Here is an 18,397-nt window from a genome sequence, read left to right as displayed (position 1 = left end):
GTGCCTGGCCTGATTCCCGGCCTGACGCCTGTCTATTTTGCTCAATTCCCGAGAATACCGGGCAAGCGCAACCCGTTTACGCGGGCGCAGGTCTTGGCGTCCTCATAGCCCGCATCCGCATGGCGCCAGACGCCCGAGGCGGGATCGTTCCACAAAACCCGCTCCAGACGTTTAGCGGCGGCCTCGGTGCCATCGGCGCAGATCACCACGCCCGCATGTTGCGAAAACCCCATGCCAACGCCGCCGCCGTGATGCAGCGACACCCAGGTCGCGCCTGAGGCAGTATTGATCAGCGCATTCAGCAGCGGCCAGTCAGACACCGCGTCAGAGCCGTCCTTCATCGCCTCTGTCTCGCGGTTGGGCGAGGCCACCGAGCCTGCGTCCAGATGATCGCGTCCAATCACAACCGGTGCTTTCAGCTCGCCTGTTCTGACCATCTCGTTAAAGGCAAGGCCCGCCTTGTGGCGATCCCCCAGACCTAGCCAGCAGATCCGTGCCGGCAGGCCCTGAAAGGCAATCCGCTCCTGCGCCATATCAAGCCAGTTGTGCAGCGCCTTGTTTTCGGGAAACAGCTCTTTCATCTTGGCATCCGTTTTCAGGATATCTTCGGGATCACCAGACAGGGCCACCCAGCGGAACGGGCCGATGCCGCGACAAAACAGGGGGCGGATATAGGCGGGCACAAAACCGGGAAAGGCAAAGGCATCCTCCAGCCCCTCTTCCAGCGCCATCTGGCGAATGTTGTTGCCGTAATCCACCGTTGGCACGCCGTCGTTGTGAAAGGCGACCATGGCTGCGACCTGCACCCTCATCGAGGCGCGCGCGGCGGCCTCCACCTCTTGCGGCGCAGTTTCGCGACAGGCTTTCCAATCAGCCATGCTCCAACCCTGCGGCAGGTAGCCATTGACCGGATCATGCGCCGAGGTCTGGTCGGTGACAATATCGGGACGCACGCCACGCCGGTGCAGCTCGGGGAAGACATCTGCAGCATTGCCCAGCAGCGCCACCGATTTTGCCTCACCGGCAGCGGTCCAGCGCGCGATCAGCGCCAGTGCCTCGTCGACGCTGTCGGTTTTTTCGTCCACATAGCGGGTGCGCAGGCGGAAATCGATGCTGTCGGGATTGCACTCTACCGCGAGGCAACAGGCCCCGGCCATCACCGCTGCCAGTGGCTGGGCACCACCCATGCCACCCAGACCCCCGGTCAGGATCCATTTGCCTTTAAGGTCACCGCCATAGTGCTGGCGCCCGGCCTCGGCAAAGGTTTCATAGGTGCCCTGCACGATGCCCTGACTGCCGATATAGATCCAGCTGCCGGCGGTCATCTGACCGTACATCATCAGGCCCTTTTTATCCAACGCGTTGAAATGCTCCCAGGTGGCCCAATGGGGCACCAGATTGGAGTTGGCGATCAACACCCGCGGCGCGTCGCTGTGGGTTTTAACGATGGCCACCGGCTTGCCGGACTGCACAATGAGGGTCTCGTCCTCTTCCAGCTCCCTGAGACTGTCGCAAATGAGGTCAAAATCCTTCCAGGTCCGCGCGGCGCGGCCGATGCCGCCGTAGACCACCAGCTCATGCGGGTTTTCGGCGACATCCGGGTGCAGGTTGTTCATCAGCATCCGCAGCGGCGCTTCGGTCAGCCAGCTTTTGGCGGTGATCTCGGGGCCGGTTGGCGGGAAAATGTCGCGGGTGTTCTTGCGGGGATCGGTCATATGGTACCTCCGGTCTGAGGAGCCCAGTCAGCCAGGGCTGTGAGAATCTGTTGCAAAGGACGGCGCAGCTGGGAGGCCTTGGCATCGTCATAGGTCCAGGGCGCCGCCTCAGTGGCAAGGTAGCTGCGTTGGGCCAGCTCCATCTGAATGGCGTGCAGCCCCGCGTCGGGGCGGCCATAGTGGCGCGTGGTCCAGCCCCCCTTGAAGCGCCCGTTCAGAACCGAGCTGTAGCCCGGCGCGGCAGAGCAGGCCGTGATCACGAGGTCCGCAAGAGCAGCATCGCAGGTGGTGCCCATATTGGTGCCAATGTTGAAATCCGGCAGGGGGCCCTCAAACAGGAACGGAATGTCTCCCCGGATCGAGTGGCAATCATAGAGAATGGCAAATCCGTGCAGCGCTTTCACCCGCTTGAGTTCTGCCGCAAGGGCTGCGTGATAGGGCGCATGAAAGGCCTCGCGGCGGGCCTCAACCTCTGCGGCGTCAGGGTTCTGGTCCCAGATGCCCAGCCCGTCAAAATTGGTTAGCGGCACCAGCCCGGTGGTGTTCTGCCCCGGATACAGCGAGACCCCGGACGGGTCCCGGTTAGCATCAATCACATAGCGGTGAAACGTGGCGCGCACGCTGCTCACATCCGGCAAAAGCCCGTCATAGAGCCTGTGAATGTGCCAGTCGGTGTCTTCCAGTGCCCGGCCCCGCGCATTCAGCTTTGCCTCTATCTGCGGCGGCACATAGGTGCCGGTATGGGGCAGGCCCAGCACCACGGGGCTATTGCCGCGCAAGATCTCAACCGGCGCGATCATGCGGACAGCTCCGGCATCGCTACATCAGTGCGGCGCGCGATCTCGCCCCGGCTGATCAGCGCCGAGGCCGCCTCGATGTCGGGGGCAGTATAGCGATCATCGCCCAGCGGCGGAACCTTGGCGCGCAGCCGGGTCATGACCGCCTGCAGAGCAGGGCTGGTGGTCAAGGGGGCGCGGAATTCGACGCCTTGCGTCGCACAAAGCAGCTCAACCCCGAGGATGCGCTCAAGATTCATCAGCATCTGCCCCAGTCGCCGTGCGCCGTGGGCCGCCATAGAGACATGGTCCTCCTGATTGGCCGAGGTGGGCGTGCTGTCGGTGACACAGGGGTTGGCCAGATGTTTGTTTTCGCTCATCAGGGCCGCGGTGGTGACTTCGGCGATCATATAGCCCGAATTCAGGCCGGGGTTTGGCGTCAGAAACGGCGGCAGATCATGGCTGAGAGTGGGGTCAACGATCAGCGCAATGCGGCGTTGCGCAATGGCGCCGATCTCGGCAATGGCCAGTGCAATCATGTCGGCGGCAAAGCCCACCGGTTCGGCATGAAAATTGCCGCCCGAAACAATCAGGTCAGCCCCAACCAGAACCAGGGGGTTGTCGGTGGCAGCATTGGCCTCGATCTCAAGCGTGCGGGCGGCCTGGCGCAGCACATCCATCGCGGCCCCACGACCTGCGGCTGGCAGCGGATGCAATAGGGGTCCTGCACGCGGCTGTCGCCGTCGCGGTGGCTTTCGCGAATGACCGACCCTGCCAGCAAGGCCCGCAGGGCTGTAGCCGCTTCGATTTGGCCGCGATGGCCGCGCAGGGTGTGAATTTCCGGCTGCAGCGGCGCTGTCGACCCCATGATGGCATCTGTGGTCAGCGCCGATGTAACAAGGGCGCTTTGCGCCGCGGCCCAGGCGCCAAACAGACCCGCAAGGGCAAAGGCGGTGGAAAACTGGGTGCCATTGATCAGTGCCAGCCCCTCTTTTGGGCCCAGCATGACAGATTTGAGACCCGCAGCCGCCAAAGCCTCGGCGCCGGGCATCACGCGACCCTGGTACTCAGCCTCAGCCTCGCCCATCATAACGGCGGCCATATGCGCCAGCGGCGCCAGATCCCCCGAGGCACCAACCGATCCCTGGGCCGGGATCACCGGGGCCACGCCCCTCTCAAGCATCGCCTCCAGCAGGTCAATGATCTCAAGCCGCACACCAGACGCTCCGCGCCCCAGGCTGAGCAGTTTCAGCACCATCATCAACCGGGCATGGGCGCGCCCAATGGCCGGGCCAACGCCGCAGCAATGGCTGAGAATGAGGTTGCGCTGAAGGGTGGCTGTGTCCCCAGAGGCGATCTTTACGCTGGCCAGTTTGCCAAAGCCGGTGTTGACCCCGTAAACGGCCGCATCCCCTGCCGCTGCCGCCGCGATGCGCCCCTGCGCCAGCTCTATCGCCGGACGACAGGCAGCATCCAGCCGCATCGCGCATTCAGCGCGAAAGACGTGCTCTAAATCCGCCAGCGAGACAGTGCCGGGGGTCAGGGTCAGAGTGGTCACAATGTGCCTCCAATAATACGGGCGTAAAGCGGGTTAAAGCCGATGCGATAGGCCAGCTCAGCCGGATGCGCGACGTCCCAAACGGCCAGATCCGCGCGCGTTCCGGGGCTCACCCTGCCGCAATCCGTGAGGCCCCCGTGCCTGTGCCGCATGGGCTGTGACGCCCCGCAGCGCTTCTTCCGGGGTCATGCGAAACAGGGTGCAGCCCATGTTCATGGCCAGCAGCAGCGAGGTCATCGGGGCGGAGCCCGGATTGCAATCTGTCGCCAGTGCCATGGCAACGCCCGCCGCGCGCAACGCCTCAATCGGCGGCGCCTGGGTCTCGCGCAGGGTATAAAAGGCACCGGGCAGGATCACAGCCACCGTGCCAGCTGCCGCCATCGCGTCAACACCCGCAGCGTCAAGATACTCGATATGATCTGCAGAGAGCGCCCCATAGCTGGCAGCCAGCTGCGCGCCGCCTAGGTTCGAGAGCTGTTCGGCATGCAGTTTCACCGGCAGGCCCAGGTCACGCGCCACGTCAAAAAGCGGGCGGATTTGGTCGGGCAAAAAGGCTATGGTTTCGCAAAAGCCGTCCACCGCATCCACCCGCCCCTCTGCATGCGCGGCGCGCAGGGTGGGAATGCAGACCTCGTGGATATAGGCCTCGGGGCGGGTCGTATAGGTGGCAGGCACCGCATGCGCCCCAAGGAAACTGGTCACAACCCGCACAGGCCGGTGCTGCGGCAGCGCACGGGCTGCGCGCCGCATGTTGAGCTCTGTCTCGCGGTCGAGACCATAACCGGATTTTATCTCAAGAGTGCTGACACCCTCGGCCAGCATGGCGTCAATGCGGGGCAAGGCCTGGGCAATGAGGTCGTCAACGCTGGCCGAGCGGGTGGCAGTGACCGTCGAAATGATGCCACCGCCGGCCCGCGCCACCTCTTCATAGGTAGCACCTTTGAGGCGCAGCTCGAACTCTGTCGCGCGATTGCCGCCATGCACCACATGGGTGTGGCAGTCAATCAGGGCGGGCGTCACCAGCCGGTTGCCCAAAGGGGTGCGCGGCCATGTGGCAAAACGGGTGGGCAGGTCCGCCTCAAGGCCAATCCAGACAATCTGGCCATCCGTCACAGCGATCGCCGCCTGTTCAATCAGGCCATAGGGTGAGACCCCTTGCGCCAGCGTTGCGGCGCGAAGCTCAACCAAAACGTGACTCTCTGCCTGCATGCTGCCCCCTGCCATTCTCTATTTCCTCTTTTCTGGTACAAATCAATATGTCATATGTCTAGACATAAAATGGGGGATGTGATGACAGCGATCTTTGCGAAACAGGCACTGCTGGCGACGGGTTGGGCCTATGATACCCGGCTGATGCTTGCGGATGGCAAAATTACCGCCATTTTGCCCAACAGGGCCTGTGAGCCGACAGATCTTCAGGTCGACACGCTGCTGCCGACAGTGGCCAACCTTCACAGCCACAGCTTTCAGCGCGCCATGGCCGGGATGACGGAATATCGTCTGGCGGGGCGCGACAGCTTCTGGACCTGGCGTGATCTGATGTATCGCTTTACCGCGCATCTGACCCCGGAGCAGATCGAGGCCATTGCAGCGCTGGTGTTTTTGGAAATGCAGGAAAGTGGCTATGCAGCCGTTGGAGAATTCCACTATCTGCACCACCAAAAGAACGGCACACCCTATGACACTCTCAGCGAGCATTCCGACCGGATCATGGCCGCGGCTGGCGAGACGGGCATTGGCCTCACCCATTTGCCGGTGCTTTATAGCTATGCCGGGGTTGGCGAAAAGCCTCTTGAGGCTGGCCAGCAGCGTTTTGGCAATACCGTAGATCAGTTCTGCAAGCTGGTGGAGCAGACCAAGAGCACTATAGCCGCCCTGCCCGCCGACTGTCGGGTTGGCATCGCGCCACATTCCCTGCGTGCGACCTCGCCCTCCGATCTGCATCAGGTGCTGCAGGCATATGGGACCGGCCCGGTGCATATCCACATTGCCGAGCAGCCCAAAGAGGTGCGCGAGGTGCAGGCAGGCCTTGGTGCGCGACCTGTTGAGTGGCTGCTGGCCAATGCGCCCGTCGCTCAGAACTGGTGCCTGATCCATGCCACCCATATGACCGAAAGTGAAACCCGCGATATGGCCAGGTCTGGGGCCGTGGCTGGGCTTTGCCCCATCACCGAAGCCAACCTGGGTGATGGGGCCTTCAACGGCGCGCGCTACCTTGAGGCAGGCGGTGCCTTTGGCGTGGGTTCAGATTCCAACGTGCTGATTTCGCTCACGGAAGAGCTGCGCACGCTGGAGTATTCCCAGCGCCTGCGGGACCTGTCCCGCAATGTTCTGGTGCAGGGTGAAGGCTCGGTCGGGCATGCGATTTACACCGCAGCAGCCAGAGGCGGCGCGCAGGCGCTGGGGCGCACAGCAGGTGAAATCACTGAGGGTGCTCTGGCTGATCTCGTGGCCATTGACAGCAGCCACCCGTCGCTATGTGGGCTGGGCTGCGACCAGCTTTTGGATGGGTTGGTGTTTGCGTCCAAAGACCAGGTGGTGACAGATCTTTGGTCCGCCGGGCGCCACTGCGTGCAGCACGGCCGTCACATCGGTCGCGACGCAATCGTGAGGCGCTACCGCAAGGCTATTGCCAGCCTGCTGACTGCCCTGAAGTAGCTGCCAACCCCGAAAGAAATGACGCTGCATAATGCGGCAAAGGGCACCGGCAAGGCCCAAAAATGAAATAATAAACAGAAGCTTGCCTCGTGCAGCGCTGCGGTGCCTCTCCAGATGAAGCCGTTTGTCATTCCCATAAATCCCTTTATACTGCGGCGGGAGAAAACATGCAGGATAGTGTCCAGTGCCTTTGAAAGACTGCTCGATTGTCGATCTGCCAAAAATCACCGATGTGCGTGGCAATCTGACCTTTGTTGAGGGGGGCAATCACATCCCCTTTGATATCAAGCGGGTCTACTATCTGTATGACGTGCCGGGTGGCTCTGATCGCGGCGAGCACGCCCATAAGAACCTGCATCAGCTGGTTATCTGCATGTCCGGAAGCTTTGACATGGTGCTGGATGATGGCTTTGAGAAAAAGCGGTTTCACCTCAACCGGTCCTATTATGGCGTCTATGTCTGCCCGATGATGTGGCGGTATCTTGATAATTTCTCCTCCGGGTCGGTCTGCATGGTGCTGGCCTCTGCCCCCTATGATGAGGACGACTACATCCGGGACCGGGGTGAGTTCCTCAAAGCGGTTGGTGCGGCATGAAAGTTCCATTTCTGAATTTGCAAGCCGCCCATGCCGGGCAACAGGAGCAGATTGAGGCCGCCCTTTTGCGGGTTGCCCGCTCGGGCTCCTTTGTGCTGGGAGAAGAGCTGGAAGCCTTTGAAGCTAATTTTGCCGCCTTTGTTGGCAGCCCCCATTGTGTGGGGGTGGCAAATGGTCTGGATGCATTGCGATTGGGGCTTGCGGCTGCGGGCATCGGTCCCGGCGATGAGGTCATCGTGCCAGCCAATACCTATATCGCAACCTGGCTTGCAGTCAGCCAATGTGGCGCCACCCCTGTCCCGGTAGAGCCGCTGGAGACGACCTATAATATCGACCCGACTGCGGTCGAAGCCGCCGTGAACGGGCGCACCCGCGCCATTTTACCTGTCCACCTCTATGGTCAGCCCGCCGATATGGATGCCTTGAACGCAATTGCCAGAAAGCACGATCTTTTTGTTCTCGAGGACGCAGCCCAAGCGCACGGTGCCCGCTATAAATCGCGCCGGATCGGCAGCACCGGCACCGCCACCTGGAGCTATTACCCCTCAAAAAATCTCGGCGCCCTGGGCGACGGTGGCGCCCTGACGACCGATAACGCCGAGATCGCCGCACAGGTTGATTTGCTGCGCAACTACGGCTCTCGCGTTAAATATGAGAACGAGGTCAAAGGCCTGAACAGCCGTCTGGATCCGATTCAGGCCGCTGTGTTGAGCGTGAAGCTGGAACAGCTGGACGCCGCCACCCTGCGCCGCCAGAAGATTGCCCGCAGCTACAGCGCCGCCTTTGAGGCCGCTGGCCTTGCCGCCCCGATGGTCCCAGAATGGGCGGACCCGGTCTGGCATCTCTATGTGCTGCGTCACACTGACCGCTCCGGGCTGCAAAAACGTCTGGCTGAGGCGGGAATCGGCACGGTTATCCACTACCCTATTCCACCACATCTGCAGCCTGCCTATGCGGATGCAGGCTATCAGTCAGGCAGCTTTCCCCTGAGCGAACGCCTGGCAGATGAAGTTCTCAGCCTGCCCATGTGCCCGGCGCAGACTCTCGAGCAAACCGCCTATGTGATCGAGAAAGTCCTGGCGCTGGCGTGATCTGCGACCTTGGCTTTTGCACGGCCTTCTGCTTTGGACCCGCTGCCCCCGCTGAAACTGATCAAACTCATCGCGGCGGCCGCTGTTTCGGGCATAGTAGCCATCACCCTGACCGTTCTGCAGTTTTCAGGTCCTGAAAAAGAGCTCTCTGGCCCGCGTAGCGCTGCATTGTTGAGCGCTAACCCAGTCATGGCGGCAGCAGGCGCCGGCACCCTGGCCGCAACGGCCACTGCAGGAACATCAGGAGCGACAGGCCAGGACACTGCAGATCTGGTTTCTCATATCACTGCGGGCACCCTGGCTGCGCTGCGCAATGGCACCGCAAAAAACCCAGACAAGTCCACGGAAACCTCCCCCCAACCGCTCGCACAGGAAACCTCACAGGTGACCGGGACGACGACCGGGGCGGCAACCGGGACGGCTGACACCAATGGCCTCTATGCGTTGGTTTTGTCCGCCTTGCAGCAAGGCCAATCGCACCGGTATATTGATCAGCTGGTCAATGAGGCCCACCGCTCGGACAAAGTGGCTGTCCCGAGTGTGTTGCTCACGACCCCGGGCGAGGTCAACACCCTGGCTTTGCTCACGCTTTTTGGCAAACAGTAGCGCAAATCATAGTTTCCACCATTTGACCTGCGGCCTCAGTCAGCCAAACGGCTGCCAGCTGGGTGCCGCAAAACCCTATTCTCAAGACACGACAGGGTCCAAAACTGAGCACGGCCAAACCGTGCCGAGAGGATCACTCAAATCCCAGGGGGACATTCGATGAAGACCAAATTGCTGGCCGCAGCACTGTCGCTTGCAGGCCTGTCGCTTGCAGGCCTGTTCGGGGCGCAAACGCGCGCCGCCGAGACCTGTGGGGGCACCTACAGCGTAAAGTCCGGCGACAGCCTCTCCGTAATTGCGGACCGCCTCTACAAAGATGCCGGAACCTGGAGCACCATCCACACGCAAAACATCGACACCATCGGGCCAAAACCCAATGCCATACGCGTTGGCATGAGGCTGAGGATCCCCTGCCTCAACGGGCTGCCAACAGGCCTGCCGGGTGGCACAGAGATCACAGCCGCCGCTGCTGCCACAACTGCGCCGGTGCGGGTCACCCCCGGCAATGCTTCGGTGCGCCAGAAAATCAATCTTCTGACCGGCGACGACTATGCGCCCTTAACCTCAAAAAGCGCCCACAATGGCGGGCTGATCACCGATGTGATGACTGCGGTCAGGACCCAGGCGGCGCCGCAAGAGGCTTTGCCATCCACTGGGTCAACGATTGGGGCTCGCATTTTGACCCGCTTTTGTCCAATGCCCTGCTGGATGTGGGCTTTCCCTGTCTCGGCCTGATTGCGACAGCATGCCGGACAGCTATCGCTGTGTGAATTTCTTGTTCTCAGAGTCAATGTTCGAAACCCTGATGTTGCTGTTTGTCGACAAAAGCCGTCCCTTCAGCTTTGAGGACGATGCCGACATTGTTGGCGAAACCCTATGTCGGCCCAATGGCTATCTGACCTTTGATCTTGAAGGTTCTGGCCGCAACTGGCTAGCCGAGAACAAGATCACTCTGAAATCACCCCATACGGTCAAAGACTGTTTTGGCATGGTTGCCAAGGGCGAAGCCGATGCGGTGGCGATCAACGAATTCACCGGCCGCAGTGTGATGAAAGAGCACGGGTTGGGCGATCAGTTCAACGTGCTGCCACAGCCGCTTTCGGTGCTTGGCATTCACGCCGTGGTGCATAAAACCCACCCCCGCGCCAATGAGATGATGGGTCTGGTCAGCAAGGGGCTGCAGGATATTCGCGACGATGCACCTACCAGCGCATCATCGAAGACCACCTCTCCCGCATCTGGGCTGACTACTAGGAGGCGACAATGCTGAAGACGCTCTCGATCTCTATCGCCGTGGTTTTGGGAATGCTCAGCCCGGCTGCCGCCTGGGCCATTTGCGACGTGGATTACCGGGTGCAGCCCGGCGATACCCTGTTCTCTATCGCGGAACACCACTACGGCGACCGGGGCCGCTGGACGCTGGACGCTGGACGCTGATCTATTATGGCAATTATAGCCGCCTGACCGGCCCCGTGGCCGAAGCAGGCAAGCTCCTGCATATTCCCTGTGCTAAGGGCGTATCGACACCCGAGGCCACGCCCCTGCGCCAGGATGATGCGGAAATGAAACTGCTGACCGGCGGCGGCTTTGCCCCCTTTACCGATCCTGCCTTGCCGGGTCAGGGCCTGATTACCGAGCTGGTCAATGCTGCACTGGAGCTGACGCCTGCGCCGGTGTCCTACTCCATCACCTGGGAGAATGACTGCTCCAAGCACCTGTTTCCCAAGCTTAACGACAAAGAGTTCGACATGGGATTTCCCTGGTTCAAACCCGACTGCGCCAGCACGCATCGGGATGAACGCTGCGTGAATTTCCACTTTTCCGAGCCGCTGATCACCATTCCAATCATGTTGTTCACCCGCGCCGCTGACAGCTTTAGCTTTGATGCGGACAGCGACATCGAGGGAATGACCCTGTGTCGCCCCAAGGGCTATTTCACCCATGATCTGGATCGTCCCGGCCGTCGCTGGCTCAGCGAGGACAAGATCACGCTGGTGCAGGCCGACAGTCCCGCCGCCTGTTTCCATCTGGTGCAGCAAGGCCGGGTTGATGCGGCCACGGTCAATCTGTTCCTGGGCGCCAACACGCTGATTGCGGAAGGGCTGCGCGACAGCATCCTGCCCGTCGAGCGGCCCCTGTCAGAAGAGGCTCTGCATGTGGTGATCTCAAAACGGCACTGGCGCGGCACTTCGCATTTGTACCGGGTCAATGCCGGTCTCAAGGCGCTCAAGAAAGAAGGGCGTTTTGAAGAAATCGTGGCGCGCCATCTTGAGCAGTTCTGGGGCCAGTTGCAGTAATCGCGCTCTAGCAGGGCGGCCCAAGAACCAAATCAAGCTGCGGCCTTTTGGGCGGCGGCACATTTTTGGATAGGCGTCAGCCTGGAGTGTCGCTGCGGGCCTCTCCGCTGACATCGCTGCGGGCAATCGCGACAGATTTCACAACGGCATAGCAGCTGACGCCGGGCGCCAACTCAAGCGCCTGCGCCGAACGCCGGGTGATCCGGGCCAGAACACGCCCCGCATCAGTTTTGAGCGTCACCATTGCCCCCGGACCGGTCCCACCCCGGATCTGTTCAATCTCGCCGGGCAGAATATTCAGCGCCGACAGGCCTTCGGGTTTTTGTCGCGAAAGAATCACGTCCTGCGCCAGAATACGCACCCGCAACTGGCTGCCCACTTGCTGCATAACCTGCGGCAAAAACAGGGAAATACCGCCTGCCTCCAGCTCGCTCAACCCGTCTGTATGATGCCGTAAAAGCCGCGCCTGCAGCAGTGCTCCGGCGGCGCGCACCCCGGTTGGCATCACGCTGGCATCGCCAAGAACCTCGGCGGCGCTACCCTGACGCTGCACCTTGCCGTCCTTTAGCACCACAACGGTTGTGGCCAGCCGCGCCACCTCGGTGGCGGCGTGGCTCACATAGAGCATGGGGATCTTCACCTCATCCCGCAGCCGCTCAAAATAGGGCAGGATTTCTTCCTTGCGCGGGTCATCCAGCGCCGCCAGAGGTTCATCCGCCAGGATCAGATCCGGGCTGGACAACAGGGCGCGGCCAATGGCGACCCGTTGTTTTTCCCCGCCCGACAGGCTGCCCGGATGCCGCGCCATCAAAGGACCGATCCCAAGCATCGCAACGATCCGCTCCAGATCCTCGCGGGCGGCCCCTTTTGGGGCGAACCAGCGCCCAAACAGCAGGTTTTGGCGCACCGTCAGATGCGGAAACAGCCGCCCCTCCTGAAAGATATAACCAATGCGACGCCGGTGCGGCGCAAGCCAAATACCACGTTCGAGGTCAAACAACACCCGCCCATTCAGGGCCACACGGCCTGTTTCGGGACGCTCGAGGCCGGCCACGGCGTTTACCACCGTGGTTTTACCCGCGCCTGAGCCGCCAAACAGCACGGTCACCCCTGCCGGTGCCTCAAAGGAGATATCCAGCGCAAATCCTGCACGTTGCTGACGCAGCTCAACCGAAAGCATCATGTGCCTCCAAGACGTTTGCTGGCACGGCGCGCCAGCAGTTCCGACAGGATCAGCGCGCTCATGGCGATCCCCACCGAGATCAGCACCAGACGCAGTGCCGCGCTCTCACCGCCCGGCACCTGCAAAAATGCGTAAATCGCCGAGGGCAGGGTTTGTGTCTGGCCGGGGATGTTGGAGACAAAGGTGATGGTGGCGCCGAACTCGCCCATTGCCTTGGCAAAGGCCAGAATGGTTCCGGCAATGACCCCCGGCAGGATCAAAGGCAGGGTCACCGTGGCAAAGGCCCAGAAGCGATTGGCCCCCAGGGTAGCTGCTGCCTGTTCCAGTTTGGGGTCCACCGCCTCGATCGACAGCCGGATGGCGCGCACCATCAGGGGAAACCCCATAATTGCCGCCGCCAGCGCCGCCCCCGTCCAGCGAAAGGCCAGTATGATGCCAAATTGCTGCAAAAACCCTCCCAAAGCGCCCTGGGTGCCAAAGGCCAAAAGCAGCAGATAACCGGTTACCACCGGGGGCAGGATCAGGGGCAGATGCACCAGCCCATTCAGCAGTTGCTTGCCCGCAAACTCCCAGCGCGCCAGAGCATAGGCGACAAATATCCCAAAAGGCAGGCTCAGCAAACTTGCCCAGATCGAAACCTTGAGAGACAGCGCAACCGCCTGCCATTCTTCGGGGCCCAGCCAGTTCATGCGCCGCTACTCCGCAATCACATCAAAGCCGGCAGACAAGAAGATCTCGCGCGCCACCCGGCCCTGCAGATAGGTATGAAACGCCGCAACCGCCGGGCCGTCAGCTGGCAGGATCTGCGCCAGGGGGTAGCGGATTGGATCATGGGAGCCTTCGGGGAATTCGGCCAGCACCACCACCCGCGGATCCGCCCTGGCATCGCTGGCATAGACAATGCCAAGGGGCGCCTCTGCTGCCGCTATCAGGGCAAGGGCTGCGCGCACATTGTCGGTCTGGGCAACCTGCGGTGCCAGCCGCGACCAAAGCCCCAGAGACTGCAGCGCCTCCTGCCCATAGATCCCGGCGGGCACCGCGTCCAACAGACCCATGGCCAACTTTCCCTCACCCAGCTGTTCAAACAGACGGGGGTCGTCAAAGCCGGAAATAGACTGGGCCACAGATTGCGGTGCGATAAGGACCAGCCTGTTGCCAAGAAGATCTTTACGGCTGCCGGGCACCAGACGACCTGCGGCCTCAAGATAGTCCATCCAATCAGCGCTGGCGGGCAGATAGATGTCAGCCGGGGCGCCAAGCGCGATCTGGCGCGCCAGCAAAGACGAGCCGGCCAGCGAAAGGGCCACTGTATAGTCTGTCTCGGCCTCAAATTCTTTGCGGATATCTTCCAGCGCATTCTTTAGGCTGGCAGCCGCAAACACAGTGACATCAGCCGCCAAAGCGGCCGATCCCCCAGCCAGACCAAACGTCAGACCAAGCGCTGCGGTCACCAGAACCCCAGCGAAAAAACGACCGATGCGGGACATACCTGTGAAACCTCCCGGAGCCTGATATCCATGCCACCCTTTTGAGGTAGCTCTGAGATCCCCGCTGGGCAAGTCAATTTTGCGCCCCGGCAAGGCACTACCCGGCCGAGATCTATCACAAACACCCCGCTTTCAAATACAAAAGCTCACCCCAAGCGTTCCTGGAGCGAGCAGTTTGATGTCACTGTAGGGTGGGAACTCTAGAACAGGGTCAGTCCACCGGGATCGGATGGAGCTGGTGCCGGTGCTGGCGCGGCTGCAGGACGCGCCCTTGCCAATTCCTGTTCGCCCAAACGCCGGTCATTTTCGACCCTGGTCTGCTGGGCGCTGCCGGAAACCGCGTGAAAACGGACGCGACGGGCAGAATTACCACCGACGCTCGACGAAATCACCGGAATGCCTTCATCCTTGAGAAAGTGCTGCACAAAGTGAGAGTTTGACGCCCCAATGTCTGACAGATTGACCGACATTTTTGCGCCACCAAAGACTTTTGCCTTCAGGTTGTTGCGCTGCGCGCCTTTTTTCATAATGCCGTTGATCAACAGCTCCATAGCATGAATGCCATAGCGTGCGCTCACATCATTGCCGTTGGCATTGGCCAGCAGGAAATGATTCATTCCACCCACACCATTTTCAGCATCGTAAATACACGCCGAGATACAGGAGCCCAGAACCGTAGAAAACACCACTTTTGGGTCGGTCGAGACCCGGTATTCTCCCTGCAATACCGTGACCGAGGTAGTATTTGCAAAAACTGTTGTCACAGTAAACTCCTTATCAACTAAATTCAGGCCTTAGCAGCCTGCAGAAGGGCCCCTGCCATACGGGCAAGAGAAACTTGTTTTTGAGCGCCGCCATTTTCCCAGGCGACACGCGGCATCCCATACACAACTGAGGATTTTTCATCCTGAGCGAAGGTCGTTGCCCCGGCATTGCGCAATTCCAAAAGCCCCTGGGCGCCGTCCTGGCCCATGCCCGTCAAAATCGCAGCGACGACGTCCTTTCCGTATGGCACAGCAGAGGTAAATAATGCGTCAACAGACGGCATGTGACCGGAAATAGGAGGACCTTCCTTCAGGCGCGTTTTCATTGGTTTTCGCTGTGTCATACCCATATGGCGACGCTGGCCCGCAGCGACATATACATGCCCCACTTCCAAATTCATATTGTCCTCTGCCTGCACAACTTTTGCAGCACACACCCGGTCCAGAAGCGAGACCAAGCCCTGGCCAAAATTCTTGCCGGTATGCTGAACAATCAAGGTTGGCGGGCATTGCGCCGGAAAGCCCACCAGAACACTGCGCAGGGCCTCGACCCCACCAGTGGACGATCCAATCAGGATGATTTTCTTAAAGCTGGTACTTGCCCGCGCGCTGCCCGCCCCTTTGCCAAGAGCCCCAGCCTGATCTCGCCTCGGTGCTTTGACCATCATGTCAAAATACTGGGAGTACTGCCGGGGACTGTCCGCTTTTGTCAGCTCAAAAATGCCCGCCCCGACGTTCAGCAGCGGCGAAGACTGGCGCGCAGGCGTAGCCCCCGCACTGTCCATAACGGCCACCCATCGGGTATCCAGCGCCGAAAACAGGGCCAGCATCATCTCGAATTCCGGCAGCTTTGTGAAACCATCTTCGACAAAGGCAAAGGTCGGTTCTGCGGCCTCTGCCTGATTATAGGCCATCATGAGGTTGTTGGCCAAAAGCACCTTCATGCCCGGGTAGCTTGCCTCCATATGACTTTGGATTGACCGGGCAAAGGCCCGGTCGGTGGTTATGATCAATAAATTCTTAGGACGCAAATGTTTCACCCAGCCAAGTTAATCGGTAAAAACCCGAAGTTTACGAACATCCCAGGGCGATATATCGCCCCGAGAGAGTGATAATTTAGAAATCCTGCCAGAGATCCTTGGCAGCGTTTCCATCAGAGATGACAGGTCCGGACGGAGCGCGGGCCGCGTCATCGACATCCCAGTCGTCGTCAGCGCCATGCGCCGGGGAGCCGATGACCTGGCACTGCCCTGCGCCGCAGCCTCCGAGATTTGGACGACAGGTGCTCCACCCTGAATTTGAAACCCGGAAACCAGCTGCGACAACTCGGTGGAATCTTGACTGAGCAGATGCCCTGCGGCAGTGGCCTGTTCGACCATTGCTGCGTTCTGCTGCGTCACCTGATCCAGCTGTGTCACACCCGTGTTGATCTCATTCAAACCGGTGGCCTGCTCTACCGCGCCTTCGGCAATGCCTGAAACCAGTTTAGAAATATGGCTGACCCGGTCCACAATATTTGTGAGCGCGCCGCCGGCCTTTCCGACCAGATCAACACCGCGTTCAACCTGTTTCGAGCTGTCACCGATCAGAGTTTTGATCTCAAGCGCCGCATCCGAAGAGCGCTGCGCCAGCGCCCGCACTTCCGAGGCCACGACGGCAAAACCTTTGCCGGATTCACCGGCACGCGCCGCTTCAACACCCGCATTCAGGGCGAGAAGGTTTGTCTGGAAGGCGATATCATCAATCACCGAGATGATCTGGCTGATATGGTTCGAACTCTGCTCGATCTCGGTCATCGCGGTTACAGCGCTTTGCACCACTTCGCCCGTGTTTTCAGCCTCTTGTTTGGCCTCATCCATGGTCAGCTCAACGCTCCGGGCCCCCTCAGCGGCTGACTTTACGCTCGCTGTGAGTTCATCCAGAGCAGCCGCTGTCTCTTCCAGCGTCGCCGCCTGGCTTTCGGTGCGATTCGACAGATCATCCGATGCCCGGCTGATTCCTGCCGCACCGTTGCGAATGGAGCCGGACGCATCAATGACCTTCGACACCGTGCCACTGAGCGTCTCAATGGTCTGATTATAGTTCTGACGCAGTTTCTCGTGTTCACCCGAGAAGGCCTGCTCAATTGGCAGTGAAAAATCGCCTTCTGAAAGCCGCACCAGACCAGCACTCAGGTTCTCAACGACAATCTCTTGCTCAAGCTGCAACTCAGCACGCTGTTCTTCAGCGATTCTGGCCTGCTGCAGGTCTTCCTGCATCGAAACCAGGGTTTTGCCGATCTTGCCGATCTCGTCCCCCCGGTCTGCCTCAGGCACATCGGCATCCAGATTTCCGGAGGACACAGCCTCCATACTGCGACAGATCCGATCCAGTGGCCGGGTGATCGTGCCTGCAAAAAGCCAGCCCAGCACGGACATGACTGCGGCACTCACAATCGAAGCAATCAGCAGAAGGTTCCGGTCCTCAACCACGGGAGCCATCAGCTCCTCAAGGTCCTGTTCAATGGCAATAACCCACTTTCCGTTGGTTAGTGGGATATGCTCCGCATAGGAGGCCACGGGCTGGCCACGCAGGCCAATAGCCTCGGTGGTGAACGCACCGCGCTCTTCCAGGGCTTCGGTGAGGTATTCTCTGACCGGCAGCTGGTCCAGAACTGAATGACCATCTTCAAAGCGCGAACTGGTCCGCGCCGTAAGGTCTGCCCCGGCAAGGAAGACTTCAACTGTGTCGCCGACCCCCTTGTCGTCGTTCATGATACTGTTGATCATATTGACCGGAATTTGAACAACCAGGACACCAACAGTCTGGCCCGAGTTAGACAAAACTTTGGTTGCAGCAAAGGCCGCAGGAGCACCGTTGCTCGGGGCGTAGGCGCTAATATCCGAAAAAACCACCCGGCCCGCTTCAACCTCAAGAGCATTGCGGAACAAAACAGCAAGATCGCTGTCCTTATAGGGGCCCTTCATCAGGTTGGTCCCATAGTCGTCTTCTTTGAAAACACTATAGACGACGTCGCCCGGCATGCTGACCAGAAAGGCATCATAATAGCCTTTTGCCGTCAGCAGCGTCCGGAATGAAGGATGGAATTTGGAGTGATGGATGTTGTAGGGAATCGTTTGCTTGCCACGATCCAGATTGTGGCGCTCTCCCAGTGGGAAAGGGTTCTCTGTGATATATGTCGTACGTGCGATATCCGCAGCCTCAGCCCCAAGGTTGCTCCAGGCAGCAGAGAGGCGCTGGATCGCTGTGGCGGTTGAAGGTGTGGCGGCCAGCATCATCAAATCGGCATTGATGCCACGCAAGAACGACTGAAAGGCTGTCTTGCGTCCGGCAACAAGGGATTCGAATTGGCCCTCGGCTTGATTGAAAGCGCTCTTTTGAAAGTTTACCGTACTAATCGTTACAATTACAGCTGTTAGCAGCGCACCAAAACCCACCACAAACAGTGGTAGCTTATAGGCAATCTTTAAAGATCTCAGTGCATTCATGTTGCCCTCCCAAGGCGTCATCGGCGGCGATCAGTATTATTGTGAGCGACAGACTGGCCAAGAGGAGTTAATTTGCCGCTTACGCAAACCCCGGTAATTCCATTTTTACAAATCAATATGAGCTGAGGCGCTTAAACCCTCTCTCTGCCAAGTACTCTGCCAGCGCGTCACGCCGCCCA

Annotated in this window: 11 protein-coding genes and 5 pseudogenes; 6 read left to right on the top strand and 10 right to left on the bottom strand. The window is 60.0% G+C overall.

Features of this window, described 5'->3' with window-relative positions:
* Nucleotides 1–41 precede the first annotated feature (41 nt).
* The 4 genes and pseudogenes from hutU to hutI form a co-directional block, all read right to left on the bottom strand.
* Nucleotides 42–1,715: a urocanate hydratase gene (hutU, locus tag B4968_RS16195; RefSeq protein WP_083100481.1), complete on the bottom strand. Its 1,674-nt coding sequence runs from the start codon at nt 1,713–1,715 to the stop codon at nt 42–44.
* A complete protein-coding gene (gene hutG, locus B4968_RS16190) occupies nt 1,712–2,515 on the bottom strand; it encodes an N-formylglutamate deformylase (protein ID WP_083100480.1) in 804 nt (267 codons plus the stop codon). The genes hutU and hutG overlap by 4 nt, the downstream gene beginning before the upstream one ends.
* A pseudogene (gene hutH, locus B4968_RS16185) lies at nt 2,512–4,049 on the bottom strand (histidine ammonia-lyase). Before hutH ends, hutG begins: the two are co-directional and overlap by 4 nt.
* Nucleotides 4,046–5,258: pseudogene (hutI, locus tag B4968_RS16180) on the bottom strand (imidazolonepropionase). The pseudogenes hutH and hutI overlap by 4 nt, the downstream one beginning before the upstream one ends.
* Nucleotides 5,259–5,339: 81 nt before the next feature.
* On the opposite strand from hutI, the gene B4968_RS16175 reads away from it, so the two are divergent.
* From B4968_RS16175 to B4968_RS16150, 6 genes and pseudogenes are all read left to right on the top strand, one after another.
* A complete protein-coding gene (locus tag B4968_RS16175; RefSeq protein WP_083100523.1) occupies nt 5,340–6,707 on the top strand; it encodes a formimidoylglutamate deiminase in 1,368 nt (455 codons plus the stop codon).
* 184 nt (nt 6,708–6,891) lie between these two features.
* Entirely contained in the window at nt 6,892–7,302 is a 411-nt protein-coding gene (locus B4968_RS16170; protein WP_083100479.1) for a sugar 3,4-ketoisomerase, read from the top strand.
* Nucleotides 7,299–8,393 carry a DegT/DnrJ/EryC1/StrS family aminotransferase gene (locus B4968_RS16165; RefSeq protein WP_083100478.1) on the top strand — a complete coding sequence of 365 codons (1,095 nt, stop codon included), beginning with the start codon at nt 7,299–7,301 and terminating at the stop codon, nt 8,391–8,393. Before B4968_RS16170 ends, B4968_RS16165 begins: the two co-directional genes overlap by 4 nt.
* A 33-nt stretch (nt 8,394–8,426) precedes the next feature.
* Nucleotides 8,427–8,999, top strand: a complete 573-nt coding sequence (locus tag B4968_RS16160; protein WP_083100477.1) for a hypothetical protein — start codon at nt 8,427–8,429, stop codon at nt 8,997–8,999.
* Between the two features lie 159 nt (nt 9,000–9,158).
* Nucleotides 9,159–10,253, top strand: a pseudogene (locus tag B4968_RS16155) (LysM peptidoglycan-binding domain-containing protein).
* Nucleotides 10,254–10,262: 9 nt separating this feature from the next.
* Nucleotides 10,263–11,296, top strand: a pseudogene (locus B4968_RS16150) (ABC transporter substrate-binding protein).
* 76 nt (nt 11,297–11,372) lie between these two features.
* Here the strand turns inward: B4968_RS16150 and modC are convergent.
* The 6 genes and pseudogenes from modC to B4968_RS16120 form a co-directional block, all read right to left on the bottom strand.
* Nucleotides 11,373–12,476, bottom strand: coding sequence for a molybdenum ABC transporter ATP-binding protein (gene modC / locus B4968_RS16145; protein ID WP_083100522.1), 1,104 nt, complete (start codon nt 12,474–12,476; stop codon nt 11,373–11,375).
* Complete coding sequence (modB, locus tag B4968_RS16140) at nt 12,476–13,168, bottom strand: molybdate ABC transporter permease subunit (protein ID WP_083100476.1); 693 nt, start codon at nt 13,166–13,168, stop codon at nt 12,476–12,478. The genes modC and modB overlap by 1 nt, the downstream gene beginning before the upstream one ends.
* A 6-nt stretch (nt 13,169–13,174) precedes the next feature.
* Nucleotides 13,175–13,966: a molybdate ABC transporter substrate-binding protein gene (modA, locus tag B4968_RS16135; protein ID WP_083100475.1), complete on the bottom strand. Its 792-nt coding sequence runs from the start codon at nt 13,964–13,966 to the stop codon at nt 13,175–13,177.
* Between the two features lie 200 nt (nt 13,967–14,166).
* Nucleotides 14,167–14,730: a chemotaxis protein CheD gene (locus tag B4968_RS16130; RefSeq protein WP_083100474.1), complete on the bottom strand. Its 564-nt coding sequence runs from the start codon at nt 14,728–14,730 to the stop codon at nt 14,167–14,169.
* Between the two features lie 23 nt (nt 14,731–14,753).
* Nucleotides 14,754–15,695 (bottom strand): CheB methylesterase domain-containing protein, encoded by a 942-nt coding sequence (locus B4968_RS16125; protein ID WP_083100521.1) that lies wholly within the window; start codon nt 15,693–15,695, stop codon nt 14,754–14,756.
* Between the two features lie 151 nt (nt 15,696–15,846).
* Nucleotides 15,847–18,218: pseudogene (locus tag B4968_RS16120) on the bottom strand (methyl-accepting chemotaxis protein).
* Between the last annotated feature and the right edge of the window lie 179 nt (nt 18,219–18,397).

Origin of the sequence: Pseudophaeobacter leonis (assembly GCF_002087335.1) — a bacterium.
Taxonomy (GTDB): Bacteria; Pseudomonadota; Alphaproteobacteria; order Rhodobacterales; family Rhodobacteraceae; genus Pseudophaeobacter; species Pseudophaeobacter leonis.
The sequence above is the reverse complement of the archived record's forward strand: the minus strand, read 5'-3'. Positions and strand labels throughout refer to the sequence as shown.